The following is a 26,002-nucleotide window of genomic DNA, read 5'->3' on the forward strand; positions in this document are numbered from 1 at the left end:
ATTTTATCTTACTTTAGTATATCATATATTTATTATAAATTTACTACCTTTATATGTAAGTTTATTCTTAGGTTAATATAAAAAAGATCTCGGTATTTCTACCAAGACCTTTTTTTAATCAAGTTAATACTAATTATCTATGCTAAATGTATATTACTTGTTTTTCTTTTCTTTTTTAGTTGTAGCTGCTTCAGCTTTAGCTTCTGCTTTAGCATCTCTTCCATAGTAGCTAGTGATATACATTTCTTTTAATTCTTTCATTAATGGATATCTTGGGTTAGCTCCTGTAGATTGGTCATCAAATGCTTGCTCAACCATTTCATCTATTGTTTCGAAGAACTTAACTTCACTTACACCAGCATCTTTTATTGTTTTTGGCATATTAACTTTAGCTTGTAATTCTTCTATAGCTTTAATTAATAATTCAACTTTTTCAGCATTAGTGTTTCCACCTAATCCTAGGTAATCAGCTATCTTAGCATATCTGTAAGATGCATTTGGATATTTGTATTGTGCAAATGCTGCTTGTTTAGTTGGTGCTTCTTCAGCATTGAATCTTATAACTTCATTCATAACTAATGAGTTAGCCATACCGTGTGGTAAGTGGTGGAATGCACCTAGCTTATGAGCCATTGAGTGGTTAATTCCTAAGAATGCATTACTGAATGCCATACCTGCCATACAAGATGCATGAGCCATTTTTTCTCTTGCTTTAATATTAGTTGTACCTTCATTATAAGCATCTGGTAAGTATTTGAATACTAATCTAATTGCTTCTAAAGCTAATCCGTTAGTATATTCTGAAGCCATTATTGAAACGTAAGCTTCAATTGAGTGAACTAATACGTCGATACCAGCACAAGCTGTTAATCCCTTAGGAGAAGTCATCATTAATTCTGCATCAACGATAGCCATATCTGGAGTTAGTTCATAGTCAGCTAATGGATATTTAACTCCTGTTTGTTCATCAGTAATAACTGCGAATGGAGTAACTTCTGATCCAGTACCAGCTGAAGTTGCTATTGATACCATCATAGCTTTTTGACCCATAGTTGGGAATCTGTATATTCTCTTTCTAATATCCATGAATGTCATAGCTAAATCGTGGAAGTTAACTTCTGGATGTTCGTACATAACCCACATAATTTTAGCAGCATCCATAGCTGATCCTCCACCAAGTGAAATTATAACGTCTGGTTGGAATGATGTCATTTCTGCAGCACCAGCTTTAGCACATCTTAATGTTGGGTCTGGTTCAACATCTGAGAATATTTTGTATTGGATTCCGTTCTTTTCTAAAACTTCAGTAACTTTATTAGTGTATCCCATTTCGAATAACACTTTATCTGTTACGATGAATGCTTTCTTTTTACCCATTTCAGCTAATTCTTCTAAAGCTACTGGTAAACATCCGTATTTGAAGTAAGTTTTTTCTGGAACTCTAAACCAAAGCATATTTTCTCTCCTTTCAGCGATGCTCTTAACGTTAATTAAGTGCTTAGGACCAACGTTTTCTGAAACTGAGTTTCCTCCCCATGATCCACAACCTAATGTTAATGATGGTGCTAATTTGAAGTTGAATAAATCTCCGATTGCCCCTTGAGCTGCTGGCATATTTATTAATGTTCTAGCTGTTTTCATTCTTTCTCCGAATGCTAACACTCTGTCTCTATTCTTAACTTGATCAGTGTAAAGTATTGAAGTATGTCCCATACCACCTAATTCGATTAATCTATCAGCCTTATCTAAAGCTTCTTCGAATGATTTAGCTTTGTACATAGCTAAAACTGGAGATAATTTTTCGTGTGAGAATGGTTCTTCTAATTCAACTGAAGTAACTTCCCCAACTAAAACCTTAGCTGATTCTGGAACGTTAACTCCTGCCATCTTAGCTATCTTGTAAGCAGATTGACCAACCATGTCAGCATTTAATCCACCTTTTTCATTTAAGATAACTTTTCTTACTTTATCTACTTCTTCACCTTTAAGGATGTATGCTCCTCTAGCATCTAATTCTTTCTTAACTTCATCATATACTTGTTCTAAAACAACGATTGATTGTTCTGATGCACAAATAACCCCATTATCAAATGTTTTAGAAAGTAATATTGAGTTTACAGCCATTTTAATGTGAGCTGTTTCATCAATGATTGCTGGAGTATTACCTGCTCCAACCCCTAAAGCTGGTCTTCCTGATGAATAAGCAGCCTTAACCATTGCTGGACCACCTGTAGCTAGGATTATATCTGATTCTCTCATAACATTTTGTGATAATTCAACTGAAGGTTCATCAATCCATCCGATTATTCCTTCTGGAGCTCCTGCTTTAACTGCAGCTTCTAAAACTATTTTAGCAGCTTCTATTGTAGCATTCTTAGCTCTTGGGTGTGGAGATATTATGATAGAATTTCTAGTCTTTAAAGCTATTAAACACTTGAATATTGCTGTTGATGTTGGGTTTGTTGTTGGAACTATAGCAGAGATAACTCCAATTGGTTCTGCTACTTTTGTAATTCCGTGAGTCTTATCTTCTTCTAAAACTCCACAAGTTTTCATGTTCTTATATTGGTTATATATATATTCAGCAGCAAAGTTATTCTTTATAACCTTGTCTTCAACTATTCCCATTCCAGTTTCTTCAACAGCCATTTTAGCTAACTTAATTCTGTTGTGGTTAGCTGCTAAAGCTGCTTGTCTAAATATTTCGTCTACTTGTTCTTGAGTATAAGTAGCGAATTTTGCTTGTGCTTCTCTTAATTGTTTAATTCTTGCTGTTAATTCTTGAGCGTTTGTAACTTTCATTATTACATCCTCCTAATAATCAATAATTTATGTTAATTTGAATTGATATCTATTATTTTTATTAGACATTGTTAAATTTATGTTTTGATTGTTATTTTTTTAACCTGTCCACAAACTTATTGTACTTGATTGTTTATTTTTTGTCAAACTTTTTTTGAAAATATTTTTATTTATATTTTTTAGCATATTTCAAGCTCATATCAAAGCCTTTATTTTAAGCCAATGATAACATTTTCATCAATTATGTTTATTTTTAGACACTTTTTATATTTTTTTCTTTACTTTTTTGCACATTTATTTTAAATAACTTTAATTTTGAAAACTTTCTTTACATATCTTTTTTGTTATTATTATAACAATTCAAATGTAACTTTATTGTTTACTTTATTAATATTTCTCTATTCTCAGGGTTTTATTCTAAAAATAAAAAGAGAAATTTCTAAGGTGAAATTTCTCTTTTTATTGCATAGTATCTACTTTACGCTAATGATGTTAAAAGACTTCTATCACTAATCTCATCCATTAAATTCGCTCTTCCAAATAACTCCGTCAACTTTTCTGTAGTTAAATTACTCTTCTCATTTCCGTCTACATCTATTATAATCTTACCTTCATGCATCATTATAAGTCTATTTCCACATTCTAATGCTTGTTTCATATTATGAGTAACCATTAATGTAGTAATTTCTTTTTCTTCTACTATTCTTTTAGTTATCTCCATTATTTTATTTGATGTTTTAGGGTCTAATGCAGCTGTATGTTCATCTAGTAATAATAGTTTTGGTTCTGACATTACAGCCATAACTAAAGTCAAAGCTTGTCTTTGCCCTCCTGAAAGCAGATTCACCTTATTATATAATTTATTTTCAAGTCCTAAATCAAGGCTTACTAACAATTCCTTATAATAAGCAATTCTTTTTTTATTAATTCCAAAGGTTAGTCCATATTTATGACCTTTATTATCTGCTAATGCCAAATTTTCTAATATCGTCATATTAGGAGAAACTCCCATGGTTGGATTTTGATAAACTCTTCCTATATCTTTTGCTCTTACATACTCCTCTTTAAAAGAAATATCTTTTCCATCTAATATAATCTTGCCCAAATCTACTTTTATATTTCCACTTACTAAATTTAATAGTGTTGATTTACCTGCTCCATTAGATCCTATTATTGTTATAAAATCACCTTTTTTAATTTCAATATTAAAATTTTCAAAAACTTTATTTTCATTGATGGTGTTAGGATTGAATACTTTGTATAGCCCCTGAATTTTTAACATCTTCATCACCACCTTTTCCAACTACTTCTTTGATTTTATTTTTCTTACGCTTTATCTTAAAAATATCATTATTAGATGCTAATGCGATAACTACTATTATAGCTGTCATTAACTTCAAATCATTTGGATTTAATCTCATCCACAACGCTATAGCAACTACCAATTTATAAATTATAGCTCCTAATATAGATAAGGTTGTTGCTTTAACAAATGAAATCTTACCAAAAATAGATACTCCTATTATTACAGCAGCAAGTCCCATAACAACTGTTCCTTGTCCCATAATTACATCTGCAAAACCTTGATGCTGTGCAGTAAGTGCTCCTGCTAATGCTACTAATCCATTACTTATCATAAGTCCCATAACCTTAATAATATTTTTATTTATTCCAAGTGCTGACACTACTTGCTCGTTATCACCAACTGCTACTAATAAAAACCCAGCTTTTGTTTTTAAAAATAAATCTAATAATGCCTTAACTACAATTACTATAGCTAATATTATAAATATAGAATTAATAGAAGTATTTTTAAATATATGATTTGTACTAAAAAGTGGAGTATTTGCCTTGCCCATTATTCTTAAATTAATTGAATATAATCCTATCATTACAAGTATTCCAGACATTAAATTACTTATTTTTAGCTTTACATGAAGAAATCCTGTAATAGAACCTGCTATAGCTCCACCTATAGTTGCTACTAATATTGTAATCCAAGGATTTACCCCCTTAACTAAAAGTGCCGCTGAAATTGCTGCACCTAAAGGGAAAGTTCCATCAACTGAAAGATCTGGAAAATCTAAAATCTTATATGTTATATAAACTCCTATAGCTACTAACGCAAATAATAACCCTTGCTCTATAGCATTTATAATAATCTCCACTAATTAACCCCTCCAGTAACCTTATTAGCTTTTTCTAATGTATCCTCTGGAATAGTTATATTTAATTTTTCTGCTACAGCAGTATTAATTGTTATATCCATATCAGCCATTGTAGTTATGGCTATATCACTTGGATTAGTTCCTTGTAAAACTTCTGCAGCTTTGTATCCTGCTTCCTTACCCAATTTAAAATAATCAATTCCTATTGAGCATAATCCTCCCTTTGAAACTCCAGCTTCTTCTGCACATAATATTGGTATATTTTTATTTATACAAAGATTTCCTACTAAATCATAAGCTGATGCAATTGTATTATCTGTTGGTACATATAATGCATCAATTGAACCTAGAACTGAACTTAAATTTTGATTTATTTCACTTACATTTGTAACTGATACTTCTTTAATTTCTATATCTCTATCTTTTACAGCATCTTTTAACGAATTTACTTGTATAACTGAGTTAACTTCTGATGAACAATAAATAACACCTAAAGTTTTAATATCTGGTACTAATGATGATAATAAATCTAATTGATTATCTATTGATACCATATCTGAAGTACCTGTAACATTGGTTTCTGAACTCTCCCATCCTTTTGCTACTTCTGCTTCTACAGGATCAGTAACAGCTGTAAAAACTATTGGAATATCCTTTGTAGAGTTATAGGCTGCTTGTACATTTGGAGTTGCAATAGCAAAGATCATATCTACCTTTGAAGTTACAAATTGATCTGAAATAGTTTTTGCTATTGATACATCCCCTTGTGCATTTTTATAATCAAACTTTATATTTTTTCCTTCTTCAAATCCCTTTTCTTTAAGTCCCTCAATAAACCCTTCTCTTGCAGAATCTAAAGCATCATGTTGGATAAACTGACTTATTCCTATAGTATATACATCACCATTATTTTCATCTACTACACTTGTTTTTTCATTTCCTTCTTCACTCTTTTCATTAACTGTCTTTGAACATGACATTAGCCCTGTAATCATTAAAAGTCCACTTAAAATTACTGCTATTTTTTTCTTTCCTACCATATTTCCATCCTCCTAAAATTTAAAACTACTTAAAACCTCCTACATATCCTCCTTAATCATAATATTTAACTATTATTTTTTACACTTATATAATCATTATGACTTTTATTTATTCTTTTGTTACTATTATTTAAGTTATTTTATTAAATTATTACTTTCTATATTACCATATTAAAATATTTTTGTAAATATTTACCTGTAGCCAATGTAAAAAAATAAGGACTGATTAAAATCAATCCTTTTGTTATTCAGGTACAGCCCTATGCCCTATCCCAATTACAACTTCATCAAGATGTAAAAGTCCAACACTTAAGAAAATACATACACTCATATGTTGCCCTTTTCTCGCTATTCCAACTTTTCCACCAACATTTTGACCACTTGCTCTTTCTCTTATTTGCATTAAAGCATCTCTAGTAGCACCTATAACTCCACCTTCATGCAAATGTTCATCTCTTATTACAGAACTTCTTTTTGCTGCAACTAAAGCCCTTTCTAGTATCTTAGATGTTGATTCATTAATATTACCACCTATATTTACAGCTGTAGCTAATATACCTGACTTTTTATATTCATCCTTCAATCTTTCTTCTTCTTCTCTACTAGAAATCGCCATTTGTGTAGCAATTTTAGCAACCTCCATACTCGAACTATTAACCATCCTCAGTTCCTCCCCACACATCATATAGAATATTCTCTATTTATTAAAATCTAGTTATAATCACCTTATATTTAATATAATTTTATTTTTTAAAATTATACTTTTCTTCAAAGAAATTAGTAATCTTTCTTAGTGATTCTATTAGAATTCTTTCTTCATCCTCATTTAACTCTAAAATAACTCCTTTTATCATATCATCATGAAAATTAGCATGACTATGATATGCCTTAACACCCTTTTCAGTAAGCTTAATTAAAACCACTCTTCTATCTTCTTCTATTCTTCTTCTCTCAACATACTCTTTCTTTATTAACTTATTTATTGCTGTAGTTAAAGTACCAACTGTAATATCTAAATCATTGGCAACTTCACTCATAGTAAGTTCACGATCTATACCAATTGCTTCTATTATATGCATTTCTGTAACTGATAAATCATTGAACTCTCCTTCTTTTAAAACTTTACCTTCTATTTTTAAAATATCATTAAATTGTCGTACTAATAACATATTTAATACGGCTTCTGATTCTTTTCGTATCATTTGTTTCACTCTCCTAAAACATAAACAATAATAATTACTATTATTATAAAATAAATTTACCTATATAGACTAGTGTAAATTTAAATTTTAATTAAAAGAAACCATATCAAAACTAAATATTAATATATAGAAAAATCAAGAAACATTTTAAATTTAAAAGGGCAAATTAAAAATGACAAATTAAAGGAATTTTAATAACTTTTTCCTCTATTTGCCATTTGTAATTTTTAATTTATATTTGATTTGTTTCTTAATTTAGTTAAATTATTTTGATAAAACCTCTTAGTAACTAACCAATATATTAATTCTTCTTTTTAACCACAGCACTTTTTGTATTTTTTACCACTTCCACAAATACAAGGATCATTTCTACCTATTTTGATTTCTTTTACAACTCTTGCTGCTGCTTTTTCAATCTCATCTTCAGTATGACCTTTTAATGACCATCTTCTTATAGATTTAACTAATGTATCTAATTCTTCTTTAAATATTTTCTTTTCTTCATCTGATTCTATTTCATAAGCATCTAAGAACAGTTCTATAGCATTATCTTTATCCCCTTCATTCTTAATTTCAAAGAATAAAGCATCCATTTCACTTCTTAATATCTCTTTATCTACAACAAAAAGTTCTCCTAAAACCTTTTGTAATTTTAAACTTTGCTTATTTTCTTCTAAGAAATCTACAGCTCCAGCTTTTATTAAAGACTTCTTATCAAATTTATAGTAGTTTGATGTACATATATTTTGTAATTCTATAATTTTCTCTGTATCTTCTACATCAATATGAGCTATAGTATCATTATTAACTACATAGTCATATCCTAATTCTTCTCCAGCTAATATTAATGCTTTTATGTAATCTAATTCAAAATTCTTTCCATATAAGCTATTTATAGTCTTTTCTATAAATTCTACAGTAATAACTCCATAATAATAAGCCATACCAGCAATTATTTTTATTATTTCATTATTAACTCTCACCTTATCCTTTAATTCTTTTGAAGAAATATTTTCAACTAATGGTTTAATTTCTTCTGGTAAAACTATAAATGGCTCTTCATTTTGCATAACTGTAAAAGCTATACCTCTATTTCTTAAGAAATTAGCATATATGATATCTGTACATTCATACTTTTTAAATCCATTGTTCTTTATTAAATCCTCTAAGAACTTTAAAGTATTTTCATCCATCATATTTATAGCACTATTACCATTATTAATTATAACTTCTTTAACTCTATGTACTGCATCTGCTTTTTTTAATGTTGTAATTCCCTTAACAAAATACTTTCTAGCAATTTTAACTAGCTCGTCCTTTGTCATTTTTGATAGTAGTGATTCTAAAGAATTATCTCCTTCAGCATCCTTCCAAATCTTCTCAGCATTTTTAATGTCTGATTTGATTATTTCATCTTGTAATATATTTATATCTTTCATTAAAACTAACTCACTCCATATCTTTTTTATAAAAAAACCAACAATACAATTATAAACATTTTTTCGACATAGTCAAAATTATTTTTCATTCACAAATATTTTGCTAAATATTATATATTTAACCCTAATATTCATTACTAAATAATCCAGCACCTTTTATTATCTCTTGCTCTTCAAACAAACTTAAAACAGCTTCTTCATAATCCCTAGCCTTTTGTGCCTTCTTAATTTTTTTATAGTATTTTTTACTATCAGTAAATATATGAGCCATATATCCCCAAAGCTCCTTCATCCTATACATTGCATTTTTATCTTCTTTTAATAGCTCTTTATATTCATTAAAAATTTCATCATGAAATTTTTGTAATACTTCTTTGCTCATAAAAGTATCATTTTTAATTTCTCCAACTAATCCTGGATTAGCTAATAAGCCTCTTCCTAACATTATTTTATCTACTTGTGGAAATATTTTTGTAAATCTATTATAATCTTCCTTTGTAAAAATATCTCCATTATAACATATTGAATGCTTACTTAAAGATAATGCATCTTTAAACACTTCTAAATTAGGCGTATTTCCATAGAAGTCTTGTCTAGTTCTAGGATGAATAATTAATTCCTCCAAAGGATACTTATTATAAATGTCTATTAATTTATAAAACTCCTCTGGACTATCTTTCCCTATTCTAGTTTTTATGGAGATTTTCATATCTTTTATTTTAAATATTTCATCTAAAAATATATCAAGCTCTTCTCTTTTAGCTAAAAAACCTGAGCCCCTTCCTTTTGAAACAACCGTTCCTGCTGGACATCCTAAATTTAAATTAATTTCATCATATCCCAATTCTTTAAGCTTCTTTGCTGTTATAATAAAACCTTCTGAATCATTAGTAAGTATTTGTGGAACTATATTTAAACCTTCATTGTTTTCTGGCTGTAAATCCCTTAATTCTTTAGTTTTAAGACTTAAACTTTGATTTGGAACAATAAAAGGTGTAAAGTATTTATCTATATTATGAAAATATTTTTCATAAGCATTTCTATATATATGTCCAGTAATCCCTTCCATAGGTGCTAAATAATATTTCATGTAACTACGGCTCCTTTATAAATATTCTAAAAAACATTATATCAGCCAATACTTCTCTTATCTATAGTATAATTTACAAGAAATAATATTATCTTTTAATTTTCTCCTTTTATTCCCATTGATTTTTTCTTGTCTAATTTATAATTCATATGTTAAAATAAACTTCATAATATTTGATTCTCAAACTATTTGATTTTACTAAAAGGAGATTAAATAATGAAAAAAAAGAAAATTATTAGAGTACTTATAATTACTATTTTAGTTTTTGTTATGCTAGGGTTAAGCTTTATAGGAAATTATTTTTACAATTTAGCTTTAAATCCTGATACACCTAAAGATATTGTTTTTGGAACACCCGAAGAAGCATCTGAAACAAGTGGACAAGTATTAGATACTGATATTCAATGGTTATTAACTGAATCTAACTATAGTGATGAAACCATAAACTCATTTGATAATTTAAAGCTGCATGGCTATAAAGTTTTAAATCCAAACAACTCAAATAAATGGGTTATTACTGTTCATGGTTATACTAGTGAAGGAATAAATATGAGTTCCTATGCTAAAAACTATTATGATATGGGTTATAATGTTCTAATACCTGATTTAAGATCCCATGGTCTAAGCGAAGGTGACTACATCGGTATGGGATGGGATGATAGATTGGATATTATTTCTTGGATAAATAATATATTAGAAGATAATGCTGATGCTGAAATTATATTACATGGCGTTTCTATGGGTGCTGCTACAGTATCTATGGTATCTGGTGAAGACTTACCTTCTAATGTAAAGGCAATAGTTGCTGATTGTGGTTATACTTCTGTTTGGGATGAATTTGCTTATCAGCTAGATGATTTATTTTCTCTACCACAATTTCCAATACTTAACGTATCATCTTTAGTATCTAAAGTAAGAGCTGGCTATTTTTTAGGTACTGCTTCTTCTTTAAAACAAGTTGAAAAATCTAAAACTCCAATTTTATTTATTCATGGAGATAAGGATGACTTTGTTCCTTACTATATGATGGAAGAACTTTACAATGCTACTAGTTCCGAAAAAGAAATGCTTACAATAAAAGATGCTGGACACGCTAAATCTTCTGAGGTTGACCCAGAAACTTATTGGACAACAGTATATAATTTTACTAACAAATATATAAGTAACTAATTAAAGTTAATTGAAAAAAAGTATGATATAAGCAAAATATTATATCATACTTTTTATAATGTAACTTTAAATATCCTTGTGAACAACTAAATATATACCCCTAATAATAACATTCTTTGCTACAAGTACTATTGAAAAGCTTGCTTTTTATAGCTTTCTCATAACTTTCTTCACTATCATTATTTTCAAGCATATTAATTGCCTTTTTTAAACCTATAATATCTTTTTCCATATAATCAATATACTTTCCTCTTCCGACAACCTTAAGATGAGTAACTCCTGCATCTTTTAGTTTTTTTAATGCACAAATACCACAACCTGTACTTCCTAAAATATATTCTTCACTCTCATCATTATCTTCAAAACTAATAATTTCATTATTTAATTCTTTATAATAAAGTTGAAGTTTCTTATGAACTTCTGGAAAATTATTAATCTCACTATTTATTTTTATTAAATCATATGGCATTTTACATAAGTGTGACATTTCATCACAATGTAGTGAACTACAAAAAGCTCCACTATAATGACACATTTCATTTAATATAAAAGCTTCATATTGTAAGTTCTTAACTTCATTATTTCTTATACATGATTTCATATCTTCTATTGTGTTTTTTCTATGAAAAACATATCTAGATATATTAAGCCTATTAAAGAAATCTATAGAAAGACTATTTATTTCAGCACATTCACCACTTAAATGAATTGAACACTTTATTCCTTTTTCTTTTAAATATAGTATAAGTGCAATATCTGCAATTATAAATTCATCAAAACCAATTTCTATTAAATCTTTCATTATATTTGCTATAACTTCATACTGCTCTTCTAAATAATATAAATAATTAAATGTAATACTTACTGGTACCTTATAAACATCTACCATAGCTTTTAGTATTTTCATATCTTCTAATGAATTTATTTGAATATTATAATAAAGTACTTCTCTTCTATTTAAGGGGAATAAACTACCATAATACTTATTCCACTCATATGGAACATATCCACAAAAAACTTCATCTGCTCCTGCCTTAACTAATCTAATATAATCATCAATACTTCCCATGCCAGCTACTATCTTCATTTTATTTTGTCCTCTTCTATCTTTAAATAAAGTTTAATAAAATTCTATCTATTCCTTCATTAATATATTGCTCTAACTTTTTTGAATCTTTTAATAATGTATCATCTAATGAAAATAAGGAATTATATCTTCCAATGATTTTTAAATGCTTTGGATATGAAAATACATAATCATTACAGTACATAGGACATCCCATTGCAAGTTTTTGCTTACCTCTTTCCATTGTTGTACACTTTGCATATAAGGTACAATATTGTGATGTATTAGTAACATAAAAAGGTAGATGTAAAGTATGCTTCCCTTTCGCAATATTTATCTTATATCCACAACTTTCATACTCATACCTATATATATTATTTTCTCTTAAAAACTCACTAAATATCTTACTATTAAGACTGTTATTACCTATTAAATTTTTATTTTCAGAATATCCATTTTTATAAATATATCTAGGATCTTTTTTTCTTTTATTTAATAAAACTCCTAATGATAAAGTTAAATAATTCTCTTTATTTTCTATTAACTTTAACATTCCCCAATCATTTATTACTATTTCTATTTTCTTATTATTTTCAATACACCAATTATATATTTCATTTATTATATCTTTAATATTATCAATATAACATTCTCTAATATATGTAAAGCAAACTGTAACTTCTAAATCTTCCTTCGTTGCTTTTCTTATTATATCCATAAGCATTTTCTTCTTTGGAAATAAGTTATGACAAAACTCATTTCCAATATAAATTCTTGATATCTTTTTATTAAAAAGTTTATGATTTTCAATAAAATTTTCTTTTAAATAATTACTCATAAATTCATTTATATTCATATTTAAATATTTTTTATATAAATTATAATTATCTATATTAACTGCTATCTCTAGTAAATTTAAAATGCTTTCATTGAAGTTATCATAATTTAAATTAGCCATCCATTTTTGTTTTTGAGTTATATAATCCTCATAAAAATCATAATCTTCCTCTGAAGGATATCCCACCATATCTTTTGAAAAATCATTTCCATCACTATAAGTCTTTAATCTAATATATCTTGTATAATTACTAAAAGCCTTTCTTACATTTTTTAAATACATTTCATCATTAATAGAAAAAACATAAGTTATATAAAACTCATGCTTTACCTTATTTATTAAATCATATTGCTCTATAGCAATTTCTTCATATTTATTTTCATCAAATATATAAAATGCCACTTTTAATTGTCTTATATCTTCTATTTCTTGTGCTAATCTTACAGTCAAGGTTTTAGGAGATATTTTTACTATTCTTACTTCCTTGTTATTTAGCAAGCAAGTTATTAATCCTGCTGGTAATAATTCAACTTCTTCTCTTTCCAAAATTTATTTCCTCACAATATCAATTACTACATATTCACAATGTTTTTCTGTTCTTAATGGATATCCCCATCCCGCTATTCCACATGATACTATTACATCCATATCATCTTTTTTCTCATATCCATATTCAATTTCATTAATGTTAAATAGCTCCATTAATTGTCCTAATGGCCATATTTGACCATAATGTGTATGTCCCGAAAGCATTAAATCATATCCACTTTCACTATTTTCTTTTAATTCACATGGTTCATGATCAACTATTATTTTGTAATATTCATCACTTACCTCTTTTGATAATTCTTGTGATGACTTTCTACTTTCATTTACATAAGACCTATCTTTTCTTCCTATTATACATACTTCATTATTTATTTCATATATATCATCTGCAAGTATTTTTATTCCAGAATCTATTATTGCTTCCTCTAACTCTTCTTCAGTATAATTAGGATCTACTGTATATGTAGATTTGTCATGATTACCATATACGTAATATATACCATATTTACTTTTAATCGTAGATAATATTTTAAATGCTTCTTGCATTTCATTTAAGGTTGTGCTTTCATCAACAATATCTCCACCTAATATTACTATATCTGCATTAGTTTTTGATATTTTATCACAATATTTTTGTAGAATATCGTTATTCATTTTACTTCCAAAATGCAAGTCTGATATAAAACTAACTCTATATCCTTCACTTATAATATTTTTATTGGTATATACAGTATAATCTTTTTCAATTATATTATAAAAATTTATATATCCATAAACAATTAAAATTGCTGTTAATGATAATGGTATAATTCCACTTCTATAAATTACACTAATAAAGCTATTATTAATAAATTTTCTTACAATGAAATAAACTAATTCAACTACCCATGCAATTATGACAATATGAAATACTACAACTGCCCATGTTCCCCAAACCTTTAATGCTGGTATCATTACAATAAAAGTTAGTAGTAAATTTATAATCTTCTTTTTCTTAATTTTTCTATCCTTAATAAGCAAATCTAAAATTCTTCTAATAAAAATATACATATATATTCCCAAAGGAATCATAAATATTAATGGTAATACAATATAGAAAAACATCTCATACCCCTTCCTTCTATCTAATGTTTCTTACCCAATATTTCTTTTCATATTATTAAAAACTTAATTTTTTATAGATGAATATTATTTACTAATATATTTATTTCTATCCTATTTTATACAAAATAAACTATTTAATAATATTGCTATGTTATAAAACACTTCTTATCAAATAACAAATTTTTCTTACTTGCACAGCTATTCAATGAAGATTATACTTATATTGGTAACATATTCTTTACTATGTAGTAATAATAAGTGATGTAATGAAAGGAATATATATGAGAAAAAAAGATATATTAGAATTAAAAAAGCGTTTTAAAAAAGACCACTGTACTTTTACTAAAATGTGTGGCTGCTATGTTAATGGCGAAAAAAATATCCTTTTAAAATTTAGAGAAACATTTTTAAACTTAGAAGAAGATGATTATTTTAAATATTTAGAAATTGCGAAAAAAGTTCTATCAGGAACTATTGGAAATAATCTTTTAGAGCTTAATTTTGAGCTAAACGAAGAGTTTGTAAATGAAAAACAAATGTCTTTTATGCAACTAAAAAATAGTCAATTAAAAGATGATTCTTTGCTTGATAATTTTTATAATTCAATAATAGAAAATTCTGACTATACAGGCAACTTTCTAATACTTATTTTCCATGATACTTATGATATCATCACTAAAACTAAAGATAATGCTAAATTAGATGAATCTGAAGAGGTCTATGAATATATTTTATGTGCAATATGTCCTGTTGAACTTTCTAAGGCTGGTCTTAGATATTTTGAAGAAGACAATGCAATAAAATCACGTACAAGAGACTGGATTGTTGAAGCTCCAAGTAACGGTTTTGTATTTCCAGCATTTATAAATCGTAGTACAGATGTTAATTCTATTATGTACTATACTAAAAATGCAAAAGATACTCATCCTGAATTAATGGAAAATGCTTTAGGATGTCCTTCAAAACAAACTAATACTGAGAAGAAAGTATTATTTAATGATATTGTTCGTGATGCTCTGGGTCCTGATGAGAAGAAAGCTGAACATTTCTTTATGGAAATTCAAGAAAGCCTTAATAATAAAATAGAAGAACATAATATTATACATGAAGATAGTGATGAACCTGTAATTTTAACTAATGACATTATTCAAGATATTTTGTCTGAAAGTGGAGTTCCAGAAGAAATTACTACCGAAATTGAAAAATCGTATAACGAAAACTTTGGAGATACTCCTCCTCTTGCAGAAATATTAATAGATAATAAAGCACTTGCTGCAAAGGCTCAAAAGAAGAAAGAAGAAATGCTTGAAAAACAAGTAAGAATACTTCAAAATAAATTAGAAATAGTTCAAGAAAGCTTAATAACTTCTTCTGAAAAATCTCTAGAAGAAGCCCCTACTAATTCAACTGAGTTATCTTCTGATTTATCTACAGTTAATGATATTGAAAATGATACTGTAATAGCTAAAACTGAAGATGAAATAGATTCTCATATTGATATTAATATTAATGATACTTTAGAAGATACTACTGAAGATTTAAATGCTGACATTGTAGTTAAAGTAAATCCTGAAAAAGTAGAGCAAATAGAAACAAAAATAATTGATGGTAAAAAATATATTGTTATTCCTATTGATGACAATGAACAAGCCAATGTTAATGGTATAGAAACTTTACTTTAAAGCTTTATAAAGGCAACATTAAAATTATGAATAAAATCAATTTCGATGTTGCCTTTATATAACTCTTTTTTATTACTTATCAAACTCAAGATATGTTGAATTTTGTGGTGGTGTTGATACTGATATACTATCTCCTTCATTTAAGCTATTTATTGCATTCATATCATCTGCTGAAAGTTCAAAATCAAAAATATCTAAATTTTCTTTTATTCTACCTTCATTTGATGATTTAGGTATAGGTATAATTCCTCTTTGAATATGCCATCTTAATACTATTTGAGCGATAGTCTTTTTATATTTTTCTGATAAACCTATTATCAGCTCATTTGAAAATATTCTCCCCCTCATTATAGGACTCCATGCAACTAATTGTATATTATTATCATTGCAATAATCTAATAAATATTCTTTTGAGCTTTGAGGGTGTAATTCAACTTGATTTACCATTGGCATTATTTCTGCAGTTTTTTTAAGTTCTTCCAAATGTCCTATTTTAAAATTACAAACTCCTATTGCCTTTACTTTTCCTTCTTTATAAAGATCTTCAAAAGCTCTCCATGTTTCAGCATTTAACTTATTTGGCCAATGTATTAAATATAAATCAATATATTCCACTTGTAATCTTTCTAATGACTTATTAAAAGCTTCAATAGTTTTTTTATACCCATGATCATCATTCCAAAGCTTTGTAACTAAAAATATTTCTTCTCTCTTTATATTACTTTGCTTTATACCATTACCAATACCAACTTCATTTCCATAAAAAGATGCAGTATCTATTTGTCTATAGCCTGTTTCTAACGCATACTTTATTATTTTAGCTGTTTCTTCATCACTTCCAGATTTATATGTTCCAAATCCTATACTTGGCATCTTAACCCCATTGCTTAATACTCTAAACTCTTCATTCATAACAAAATCCCTACCTTTCACACTCTATTATTCTTATTCCATTTTCAGATGCAACTAATGCCTTTGTTGCTATATTATAAAATAGAGAAGTATCTAAAACTCCAACTATTCTTTTTAAACTATCATTTAATTTACATATATCTCCGATATCCTTGCCATCAAACTCTACATCCATAAGAAATAATCCATTATCACTAATAGCAAATCCATCTTTCGCACTACTGCTTCTCATGTTAGGCTTACCACCTAATGCTTTTATATTTTTTTCAACCAAAGACTTACTTTCAGGTAATATTTCTAAAACAATTGGATACTTAAATTCAAGCTTAGAAGAAACCTTACTTTCATCTACAAGTAATATATACTCATCAGCCATAGATGCTATTATCTTTTCCTTTGTATGAATTCCTCCACCACTTTTTAGTGCCACTAAATCATTGTCTACTTCATCACACCCATCAAAGGCAACAGATATTGAATCTACAGCCCAAGTTGGTAATACTTTTAGTCCATTTTCAATACAAAGTTTTTCAGTTTTAAATGAAGGGGTAACAACTTCAACCTCTAATCCAGATTCTTTAATATAAGAAACTAGATAGGAAATAGTACTTCCTCCTCCAAGTCCAATAATAGATTTATCCTTAATATATTTTAAAGCTTCCTTTGCACATGCTTTTTTCAAATTCTACACTCTCCCTGTAATCTTACTTGTAATTTATATTTTTTCATCTGCTATTGATTGTTCATGTCTACTTATGTTCCTATAGACATCATCCTTTCCTACTGTTAAGAAAAGATATAATATTTCAATTATTGTCATAGCTGAAATTCTCGAAAAATAATATTCAGATAAAAATAATTTTTCTCTTGTTGATGTCTTAATATGATAATCACAAATCTTTGCTAAAGATGAATTATCACTATTAGTTATAGATATAGTAGTAGCCCCTTTTTCAGCAGCTATTTCTATTACATCAATTAATCTCTTAGATTCTCCAGAGTTAGAAATTGCTATGACAACATCATCTTTTGATAAATTATAAGTATATGCAATTTGAGTCTCCCATATTGTATTTGCAACTGCCATAATTCCTATTTGATTTAGTTTGTAACTTCCATCTAAAGCTACAGGAATTGTATTACCAACTGCTACAAATTGTACAGTTCTTGCATTTCTTAATAATTCTAATATTTTTTTTAAATCATCTTCATTAATCATTGAAATTGTTTGTTTTAATTCTTCAATCTTATTAGCTAAAATATTGTTTAAAGATTCCTTTATACTACTTTCAGTAACACTACCTGAAATATTAAATTTTTCTTTTTTTGAATCTACTATTTCTTGAGCTAATGTAAGCTTCAAATGATGAAAACCCTTCATATAACACTTTTTACAAAATCTTGTTACACTTGCTTCACTTGATCCTGCTTCTTCTGCTAATTCGGAAATTGTCATTTCAATTACTTTTGCTCTATTATTCAAAATATAATCGGCAATCTTCTTCTCTGCCTCAAAGAAATTATTATATTCAGCAAAAATTATATCGATAACAGATTTATTTTTTTCCATAAAATTTTCTCCTTAAATGTACACTTGTCATTAATAAAAATATATCAATAAAATTTATTTTTGTAAATGATTTTTATAGCGAAATTTATTTTCATAGACTTTTTATATTTTTTTATCAAAAATAAATGGAAGCCTAGTTTTTGTAATATACTAGGCTTCCACTTTGTAACTATAATTTTTTATATGTTTTTTATCTTGATTTATAAATGTTTTTCCACCATTTCTTTTATTTTTTCCTTAGGCATAAATCCTACACTTACTTCTTTCTTTTCTCCATTTTTTAGCACCATCATTGTTGGTATAGTTGAAATTCTAAACTTATCTGCTATGTCTCTAGCTTCATCCACATTAACTTTAATAAATTTAGCCTTTCCCTCCATTTCATTGCCTACTTCTTCAAATATTGGAGCTAACATTTTACAAGGTCCACACCAATCTGCAAAGAAATCTACTATAACAACACCGTCCTTAACTTCATTATTAAATTCATTTGATCCTACTATTTTTGCCATTTATTTTTCCTCCTTAGAATTTTTCTTAATTTTATCTAAATAAGTAACTGCTGATAATGCAGCTATATTTCCTTCTCCTGCAGCTTTTATATATTGATAGGGTGCACCTACTATATCTCCTGCAGCAAAGCAACCTTCTATATTAGTTCTCATAAGTCTATCAACTTCTACATGATTTTCATTAATCTTTAATCCTGGAACAAGTTGACCTGGTGATATACTATCTCTTAATATAAATAATCCATCAGTTTCAATTTCTCTATTTTTAAGTACTAACTTGTTTAACAGAGTTTTCGCCTACAATTTCTACTAAGGTATCATTTACTATTTCTATTGATGAATCAACTTCTACTTTCTCTTTATACATAGGTATATAATAAACCTTTGAAGCAATACTAGCTATAAAGTTTGCTTCAGCTTCTTCATGCTTATTATAAGCTATTATCGTTACTACTTTATCTTTGTAAAGAGGAGCATCACAAGTTGCACAATATCCTACACCTTTTCCTAAAAACTCTTCTTCTCCTTTAAAAGGCCTTCCAAAGTTAACTCCTGTAGCTAATATTATTGAAGTTGCTTCGTACATTTTATCATTTACCATTAAGGCAAAATAGTCACCCATAGAATAAATATTATTAATTTTTTCTTCTGTTATTTCTATTTCCATTGCTTTTAAATGCTTAGCAAACTCGTCTCTTATCTCTGCCCCGCTCTTTCCATAAAACCCTAAATAGTTATTTATCTTATGGGCTTTAACTAGTTTATTGCTTATTTCTTTGCTTCCAAAAATAATAAACTTTTTATTTCTTATCTTTGCATTTAATGCAGCTGATAATCCAGCGGGTCCACTTCCTATAATGGCAATATCGTATCTTTCATTCATTTTTATCCCTCCTTGTTGTAGCATTATACACTTACTTTAACACATTTTTTATTATTTTATTTCTGTTAAGGAAAATTTAATTTATAAAAATATTTTAGTGGTAAATCTCTACAACATTTATTCTATTATTATCATAAGTCTTATAATAATAAATTCCCTTTTCTTAATGCATATTAATTTGTGGCCAATACTTTTGGACATTTGTCCTTAATTTTTTTAGTATTGCTTATTTAATACAATTAATATGATATAATTAATGTACTTTATTTAATAAGGAGAATTGAAATGAACAACTTACCTTATTTTTTAAACACTTGTCCTGATTATATAAAAAGCAAATTTACAAATATAAAGTTCAATACTTTTGATAAAATACTTGTACAAAATGAACCAGCTAACTCTGTTTATATAATAAAAAAAGGAAAAGTAAAAGTTTATTCATTAACTCCTACTGGAGTTAAATACCTAGAGAGAACTTATTGTGAAAATGAATTATTTGGTGAACTTGAAATATTTGCTGATAAACCAATATTGAATTATGTAGAAGCAATTGAACCTTGTGAAGCAATTAAAATTTCTAAAGAATCTTTTTTAGATTGGATTAAATATGACAGTGAGTTTTCTTTATATGTACATATAGAACTTTCTCAAAAAATGTATCATACTTCCATTAATAGTAAAGCAAATGTTGCTTACAATTTAAAAGATAGAGTACTTTTCTTTTTATGGAGGTTTTTAGATGAACATAATTTAAATACAGTTCATAAAGATATATTAGTAGAAGGTGTAGGTTCAAATATTAGAAGTATTAACCGAATTATTAAAGATTTAGTATCTGAAAATCTTGTTGAATATAATAAAGGATTTATTAAGGTAAAAGATATCAATAAACTTGTTGATATAATTTTCTCCCCTAATCCTAATAATAATTTAGTAGACATTTTAAATAAGAAATAAGGAGGCAAACTTATGATAAATAAAAAACTATTAATAGAAAAGGCATTCGATGCTCAAAAATTTTGCTATACACCATACTCAAATTTCAATGTAGGTGCTGCTTTACTTTGTAGCGACGGCACAATTTATCAAGGATGTAATATAGAAAATGCTGCATTTACACCAACAAACTGTGCTGAAAGAACAGCCTTTTTCAAAGCAATTTCTGAAGGTCAAAAAGATTTTACTGCTATTGCAATTGTAGGAAATAAAAAAGATGTAAAACAAGGAGAAGGCGATTTTTGTGCACCTTGTGCTGTATGCAGACAAGTTATGGCTGAGTTTTGTGACTTAAAAACATTTAAAATAATAATTGCAAAAAGTACAGAAGAATATTTAGAATATACATTAGATGAGCTTTTACCATTAGCATTTACAGGTAAAAATTTAGATTAAAATAAAAATGTACTGCCAACATAAATAATTTTAAACTTATTTATGTTGGCAGTTTCTTTTTGATTAATATTGATGTTCCATTTTTTTAAAGAAATCTACTTTAGGTTCAAGAAATTTAAATTTATGATTAGTGCCATCTTTAAAATAAAATTCTATAGGTTTAAATATATTATCCCAATTCCATAATTCATCATCAATATTTAAATAATCCCTAAACATTTCACAACCTTCTGGTGCTATTGGATGAATTAATATAGCTATAACTTTACAAGCATAAAAACAATCTACTAATAATTGTTTCTTAAATTCTTCATTTTTAATATTATTAGCCCAATGCTTATTTATCTCTCTTATATACTCATCAATAACATAAGCTATTCTATGGAAATCTTGATTATACATATGTCTTTCATATTCTAATACAGATTTTTTTGTTAATTCTTTTATTTTTTCACTTACCTCTCCTGTAGGAATATTTTCATTTAAGCTTTGAAGTGTATAAAAACATGAACGAATAATTCTGTTAAAGACATTAGTCAAAAGATTTCCTTCTTTTAATACTGTATCAGCCCCTACTTTTTCTTCTTCCTTCATATAAACTTGCGGCTTAAAACCAACACTTTTAGATGATAATCCTAAACTCATAAAATGCATTCTTAATTGGTCTTTAGTATAAAATTTTAATAACTCATCTGCCATTGGAGGTTTAACATCTGAACTACTGCTTGCTTTTTTATCCATAAATAAAATATGCTTATTAGAAACAATATGAGGCAATTTAATATCTGTAATATCTATTTTTTCATCTTTAGCTTTTTTTAAAGCCATAAACATTGCCATTTCTGCAATTGAATAAAAATAAATGTTATCTTCTCCTATAAATTGATAAACCATTGAATCTTCATCTTCCCACCAGTTATGCCACTTTTCAGGATCTTCTCCCTTCTCTTCTAAATAAGCCTTTGTAAATGAAATTGGTGCCCATAAAGATTCTGGCCATACCCAAAAAGTTAAATTCTTTAAATTCTCCTTATCTGGTACCTTTACTCCCCAAGAAATATTTCCTGATAATCTAAAAGGAACTAAAGTCTTACCACTAGTATAATTAATATTTAAATTATCTAATACTTCTTTAGCTTTATCTCTATCTTCTAACCTTTCAAAGACAAAAGTTACTGAAGGTTTCTTTTCTTCATCTATAGTTTCATGTTTTGGAAGTTTAAATTCCAAGTCTTCAATATTATTAATATATTTTCTTGGAACATATATTACAGGTTTCTTTAAAAATTCATCTATAGCTTTGATTTCATATTTTCTTCTATTTGTATTCTTCTTTAAAAACTCATTAAGTTCTTTCATATTATCCATAAAATCATCTAACGTAAAATACCAATTATCTACACTTTTTAATATTGGTCTTTTTCCTGATAATGCACTAATAGGATTAATTAATTCAGATGGCATATATTGATGCCCTAATGAACATTCCTCTGCATAAGCCTTATCAGAAGTACAACCTGCAATTGGGCATTTTCCAATTACTTGTCTGCCATTAAGGAAAGTTTTCTTATCTTCATCATAAAATTGTAATGCTGATAATTTTTTTATATAACCATTGTTAAATAAAGTATTAAATATCTCTTTCGAAACCTCATTATGAAATTCTGCTGTTCTTCCAAGTGCTGAAGCTCCAAAAATATTTAAGCTAATATTATAATCCTCTAAAGTTTTCTTTTGACTTAAATGATTAGATTTAACATAATCTTCTATAGTCTTTTCATATCCATTTTCCTTTAACTTTCTGTAGCTTTCGAGAATAGGTGAACCATAACAATCAGTACCTGATATAAAAATAACATTTTCTTTTCCTATTCTATCTCTTAAAAATCTTGCAAATATATCTGCGTGTACAAACATTCCTCCAACATGACCAAAATGAAGATTTTTATTTCCATAAGGCATTCCAGCAGTAACTACTGCCTTTTTAGGAAATACTGGCCTTTCATCCTTTAATAATCTTTTACTTATCATAACTCTTACTCCTTTATAATTTAATTTAAACGTCAAAAAAGCCCCCGTAGAAATAATCTACAGGGGCGAAAATTCTAATTCCGCGTGTGCCACCCTTTTTCCCTAAAATGTCACCATTTTAAGCTCTTCAAGTACACCATTTCCCTAAAATTTTAGGTCAAATCATACTCTAGTTCTGTAACGTGAACATACGTCATAGCATCACTTATAAATAATTTTTATAAGATCCGTATGCAGCTCCGAGGCTTGTTTCATTGTGCTTTCATAATTTTCTTTCCACCAACCGAAAACTCTCTGTATATTCCTTCACAATTACTCTTCTCTTCATAGCATTTATTTCTTTAATTATACTTCTTATAATATTAGGTGTCAATTATATTGCTTAATAACTTTTTCTTCACCATAAATGTAAATACATAATTTTATTAATATAAACTTATAAAACAAATATATCCCATTTCTAAAATTTCATTGTCAAACCCTTCACTTATAAAATCTATAACTGCTTCAGAGTTATTACTAATAATTCTTGAAAATGCTACTATATAATCTTTTATATCTTTAATATCTACTATTTCATTTTCGCTAATAGAATATTTTAAAAATCCTGCATATCTAACCAATAAATATTCTAATATTATTAATTGGAATGACATCACAATTTCTTCAATTTCATTACTATTGCAGCTTCCTAAAACCTTAGATATAATACAATTTTCTAATAAGTCATTATACTTCTCAAATACCTCTTTATAACTCTCCCATTGCTCACAAAGGTATTCTATATCTATTTCTTCTGCAAAAGTTGAAATATCTTCTAAAATCTCTTCTAATACTGAAACTTCTCTATAATTCTCTACAATATCTATAAACAAATTATTTATTTCTTCCATAGATTCGTAAATATCTAAATTCATTTTACCATACATATCTATAAGTTCTTTTAAGTATTCTTTATTTTTATATTCATCTACTTCTTTTAATAGTTTTCTTTCATTCATATGTCTATTTTCTAAGATAGTTAATAACATTTGAAAAGAGATTATTAATTTATAATCTAGTGACAATTCATCTTGCTTAATTATATTAACTAAAGCTTCTCTAATCTTAAACTCTAAGGAAGATTCTAAATAATTATTACACTCTTCACTTATCATATTTATTTTTCCTTCGATATTGCTTATAATTTCTACAACTTCAGGACATGCACAAGATAAAGAAAGTTCTTCTCTATCTTTAAATTTATTTTTTATTCTAGGGAAACTCTGACATGTTAAAGATATATATTCTTCCCCATGATTTTTTACTATTTCACATAGTCCTTTTTCATCTAATAATGGACATTTATCATGAGTCTCTTTATCTATAAAATATTCTTTCTTCTCTCCAGAATTCTTTACCTTTAAATTTTTTAAAATATAATTAAATTTACTTTCATGGCTTTTCCAATTATTAAATGTATCTTCATCTACATTTATATCCCAACCTTCACAACATGTAAATTTACATTTATCTGCTATACATTTAAAGTTATCATATCCTGTAATTTTTAATATACTATCTTTTTTATTCATCATTTGTCTCCATTTCAAATTTATTTAAATCTATACTAACTATAATAATTTAAAATATCTAATACTTCCATATATTTTAACTATTTAAATGTATTTAAAATATTTTCCTAATTTAGGGCATAATATATACGTCATTATCATTAGTATTTAAATAAAAAGGTGGAGTTATATGAAAAATAGAAATGACAAACCATCAAAATTACCTCCCTTTGAAAAACCTATATTTATGATGATAATAACTTTTGTTGGAGGTTATATGAATGGTTACACTTATATAACTAGACATAATATATTAGCTAATATGCATACTGCTAATATGTCTAAATTAGGAATTAATATTGCACTTGGAAATTGGTTAGATGCACTTAGCTACTTTCTTCCTATTATTGCTTGTATATTAGGTGCTACCTTTAGTCAATTAATTAAAGCTATAATTGTCACTCTTAATTTTAAAGGAGATTGGAGAAAATATGGTCTTATTTTAGAATCAATTGCATTATTTTTTATAGGATTAATTCCTATTTATTGTCCTGATGTTATAGTTACTAATCTAGTTTCTTTTTTTATGGGATATCAATTATGCTTATTTAGAAACTGTCTTGGTATACCATTTAATACAACTATATGTACAGGAAATATTAGAAATATTGGTCAATTATTGTTTAATGCACTAGATGAGGAAACTAGAGAATCTATAAAAAAATTAATTACTTTTACACTTCTTACCTTTTCCTTTGCAATTGGAGCTATTCCAGGTACTTTAATATCTCTTGCCATAAGTATTAAAGCTGTGTGGTTTTGTAGTTTTATATTACTTTTACAAGCATTTTGGATACATAGTTATGAAAACAAAAATAAAATATGAAATTTATATTATAATGACTTTATCAGTAAATATATTTACTTGACTAATATTAATTTTTCATAAAATAAATTAACAGCACTAGACTACTTTTTTCTAGTGCTGCTATATAAACT

General features: G+C 27.3%; 22 protein-coding genes, 1 pseudogene and 1 other annotated feature. Of the genes and pseudogenes, 5 read left to right on the plus strand and 18 right to left on the minus strand.

Going from position 1 to position 26,002, the window contains the following annotated elements; all coding sequences use genetic code 11:
* Window positions 1-153 precede the first annotated feature (153 nt).
* The 8 genes from adhE to HMPREF0216_RS09085 all read right to left on the minus strand — a co-directional run bounded on the left by adhE (window position 154) and on the right by HMPREF0216_RS09085 (window position 9,741).
* Window positions 154-2,802, minus strand: coding sequence for a bifunctional acetaldehyde-CoA/alcohol dehydrogenase (gene adhE, locus HMPREF0216_RS09050; protein WP_005213740.1), 2,649 nt, complete (start codon window positions 2,800-2,802; stop codon window positions 154-156).
* Between the two features lie 478 nt (window positions 2,803-3,280).
* A complete protein-coding gene (locus tag HMPREF0216_RS09055) occupies window positions 3,281-4,084 on the minus strand; it encodes an ABC transporter ATP-binding protein (RefSeq protein WP_040419571.1) in 804 nt (267 codons plus the stop codon).
* The gene (locus HMPREF0216_RS09060) at window positions 4,044-4,970 is read right to left on the minus strand and encodes an ABC transporter permease (RefSeq protein ID WP_005213742.1); all 927 of its coding nucleotides are present in this window, start codon (window positions 4,968-4,970) and stop codon (window positions 4,044-4,046) included. Before HMPREF0216_RS09060 ends, HMPREF0216_RS09055 begins: the two co-directional genes overlap by 41 nt.
* Entirely contained in the window at window positions 4,970-6,010 is a 1,041-nt protein-coding gene (locus tag HMPREF0216_RS09065) for an ABC transporter substrate-binding protein (protein WP_005213743.1), read from the minus strand. The genes HMPREF0216_RS09060 and HMPREF0216_RS09065 overlap by 1 nt, the downstream gene beginning before the upstream one ends.
* A 244-nt stretch (window positions 6,011-6,254) precedes the next feature.
* On the minus strand, window positions 6,255-6,671 hold the full coding sequence (locus HMPREF0216_RS09070; protein WP_040419574.1) for a HutP family protein: 417 nt from the start codon (window positions 6,669-6,671) through the stop codon (window positions 6,255-6,257).
* Window positions 6,672-6,753: 82 nt separating this feature from the next.
* Complete coding sequence (locus tag HMPREF0216_RS09075) at window positions 6,754-7,212, minus strand: MarR family winged helix-turn-helix transcriptional regulator (RefSeq protein ID WP_040419577.1); 459 nt, start codon at window positions 7,210-7,212, stop codon at window positions 6,754-6,756.
* 314 nt (window positions 7,213-7,526) lie between these two features.
* On the minus strand, window positions 7,527-8,651 hold the full coding sequence (locus HMPREF0216_RS17905; RefSeq protein WP_005213746.1) for an SEC-C metal-binding domain-containing protein: 1,125 nt from the start codon (window positions 8,649-8,651) through the stop codon (window positions 7,527-7,529).
* Between the two features lie 124 nt (window positions 8,652-8,775).
* Window positions 8,776-9,741, minus strand: a complete 966-nt coding sequence (locus HMPREF0216_RS09085; protein WP_005213747.1) for a tRNA dihydrouridine synthase — start codon at window positions 9,739-9,741, stop codon at window positions 8,776-8,778.
* A 216-nt stretch (window positions 9,742-9,957) separates the two neighbouring features.
* On the opposite strand from HMPREF0216_RS09085, the gene HMPREF0216_RS09090 reads away from it, so the two are divergent.
* Window positions 9,958-10,911 carry an alpha/beta hydrolase gene (locus HMPREF0216_RS09090; protein ID WP_005213748.1) on the plus strand — a complete coding sequence of 318 codons (954 nt, stop codon included), beginning with the start codon at window positions 9,958-9,960 and terminating at the stop codon, window positions 10,909-10,911.
* Between the two features lie 100 nt (window positions 10,912-11,011).
* Here HMPREF0216_RS09090 and HMPREF0216_RS09095 read toward each other — a convergent pair whose 3' ends face one another.
* Genes HMPREF0216_RS09095 through HMPREF0216_RS09105 form a run of 3 tightly spaced genes read right to left on the minus strand, consistent with a single transcriptional unit; the run spans window position 11,012 to window position 14,468 of the window.
* Window positions 11,012-11,998 carry a U32 family peptidase gene (locus tag HMPREF0216_RS09095; protein ID WP_005213749.1) on the minus strand — a complete coding sequence of 329 codons (987 nt, stop codon included), beginning with the start codon at window positions 11,996-11,998 and terminating at the stop codon, window positions 11,012-11,014.
* Window positions 11,999-12,020: 22 nt separating this feature from the next.
* Window positions 12,021-13,361 (minus strand): hypothetical protein, encoded by a 1,341-nt coding sequence (locus HMPREF0216_RS09100; protein ID WP_005213750.1) that lies wholly within the window; start codon window positions 13,359-13,361, stop codon window positions 12,021-12,023.
* A 3-nt stretch (window positions 13,362-13,364) separates the two neighbouring features.
* A complete protein-coding gene (locus HMPREF0216_RS09105; RefSeq protein ID WP_040419580.1) occupies window positions 13,365-14,468 on the minus strand; it encodes a metallophosphoesterase in 1,104 nt (367 codons plus the stop codon).
* Window positions 14,469-14,749: 281 nt separating this feature from the next.
* On the opposite strand from HMPREF0216_RS09105, the gene HMPREF0216_RS09110 reads away from it, so the two are divergent.
* Window positions 14,750-16,150: a DUF4317 domain-containing protein gene (locus tag HMPREF0216_RS09110; protein ID WP_040419603.1), complete on the plus strand. Its 1,401-nt coding sequence runs from the start codon at window positions 14,750-14,752 to the stop codon at window positions 16,148-16,150.
* A gap of 72 nt (window positions 16,151-16,222) precedes the next feature.
* Here HMPREF0216_RS09110 and HMPREF0216_RS09115 read toward each other — a convergent pair whose 3' ends face one another.
* The 5 genes and pseudogenes from HMPREF0216_RS09115 to HMPREF0216_RS09135 form a co-directional block, all read right to left on the minus strand.
* Window positions 16,223-17,062 (minus strand): aldo/keto reductase, encoded by an 840-nt coding sequence (locus tag HMPREF0216_RS09115; RefSeq protein ID WP_040419582.1) that lies wholly within the window; start codon window positions 17,060-17,062, stop codon window positions 16,223-16,225.
* Window positions 17,063-17,072: 10 nt separating this feature from the next.
* Window positions 17,073-17,744: a ribose 5-phosphate isomerase A gene (rpiA, locus tag HMPREF0216_RS09120; protein ID WP_005213754.1), complete on the minus strand. Its 672-nt coding sequence runs from the start codon at window positions 17,742-17,744 to the stop codon at window positions 17,073-17,075.
* Between the two features lie 33 nt (window positions 17,745-17,777).
* Window positions 17,778-18,632: a MurR/RpiR family transcriptional regulator gene (locus tag HMPREF0216_RS09125; protein ID WP_005213755.1), complete on the minus strand. Its 855-nt coding sequence runs from the start codon at window positions 18,630-18,632 to the stop codon at window positions 17,778-17,780.
* A gap of 200 nt (window positions 18,633-18,832) precedes the next feature.
* Entirely contained in the window at window positions 18,833-19,144 is a 312-nt protein-coding gene (gene trxA, locus HMPREF0216_RS09130; RefSeq protein WP_005213756.1) for a thioredoxin, read from the minus strand.
* Window positions 19,145-20,027, minus strand: a pseudogene (locus HMPREF0216_RS09135) (NAD(P)/FAD-dependent oxidoreductase). It abuts the gene before it with no gap.
* Window positions 20,028-20,312: 285 nt separating this feature from the next.
* Between HMPREF0216_RS09135 and HMPREF0216_RS09140 the strand changes: the two are divergent.
* Window positions 20,313-20,984, plus strand: coding sequence for a Crp/Fnr family transcriptional regulator (locus HMPREF0216_RS09140; RefSeq protein ID WP_005213759.1), 672 nt, complete (start codon window positions 20,313-20,315; stop codon window positions 20,982-20,984).
* A gap of 12 nt (window positions 20,985-20,996) precedes the next feature.
* Window positions 20,997-21,419 (plus strand): cytidine deaminase, encoded by a 423-nt coding sequence (locus tag HMPREF0216_RS09145; RefSeq protein ID WP_005213760.1) that lies wholly within the window; start codon window positions 20,997-20,999, stop codon window positions 21,417-21,419.
* A gap of 63 nt (window positions 21,420-21,482) precedes the next feature.
* Here HMPREF0216_RS09145 and HMPREF0216_RS09150 read toward each other — a convergent pair whose 3' ends face one another.
* The gene (locus HMPREF0216_RS09150) at window positions 21,483-23,450 is read right to left on the minus strand and encodes a class I tRNA ligase family protein (RefSeq protein WP_005213761.1); all 1,968 of its coding nucleotides are present in this window, start codon (window positions 23,448-23,450) and stop codon (window positions 21,483-21,485) included.
* Window positions 23,451-23,508: 58 nt separating this feature from the next.
* Window positions 23,509-23,787: a binding site (T-box leader), on the minus strand.
* A gap of 88 nt (window positions 23,788-23,875) precedes the next feature.
* Window positions 23,876-25,024: a flagellin lysine-N-methylase gene (gene fliB, locus HMPREF0216_RS09155; RefSeq protein WP_040419584.1), complete on the minus strand. Its 1,149-nt coding sequence runs from the start codon at window positions 25,022-25,024 to the stop codon at window positions 23,876-23,878.
* A 169-nt stretch (window positions 25,025-25,193) separates the two neighbouring features.
* Between fliB and HMPREF0216_RS09160 the strand changes: the two genes are divergently transcribed.
* A complete protein-coding gene (locus tag HMPREF0216_RS09160; RefSeq protein WP_005213763.1) occupies window positions 25,194-25,889 on the plus strand; it encodes a YoaK family protein in 696 nt (231 codons plus the stop codon).
* Window positions 25,890-26,002: the final 113 nt, after the last annotated feature.

The sequence above is a fragment of the Clostridium celatum DSM 1785 genome (assembly GCF_000320405.1).
In the GTDB taxonomy this organism is placed as follows: domain Bacteria; phylum Bacillota; class Clostridia; order Clostridiales; family Clostridiaceae; genus Clostridium; species Clostridium celatum.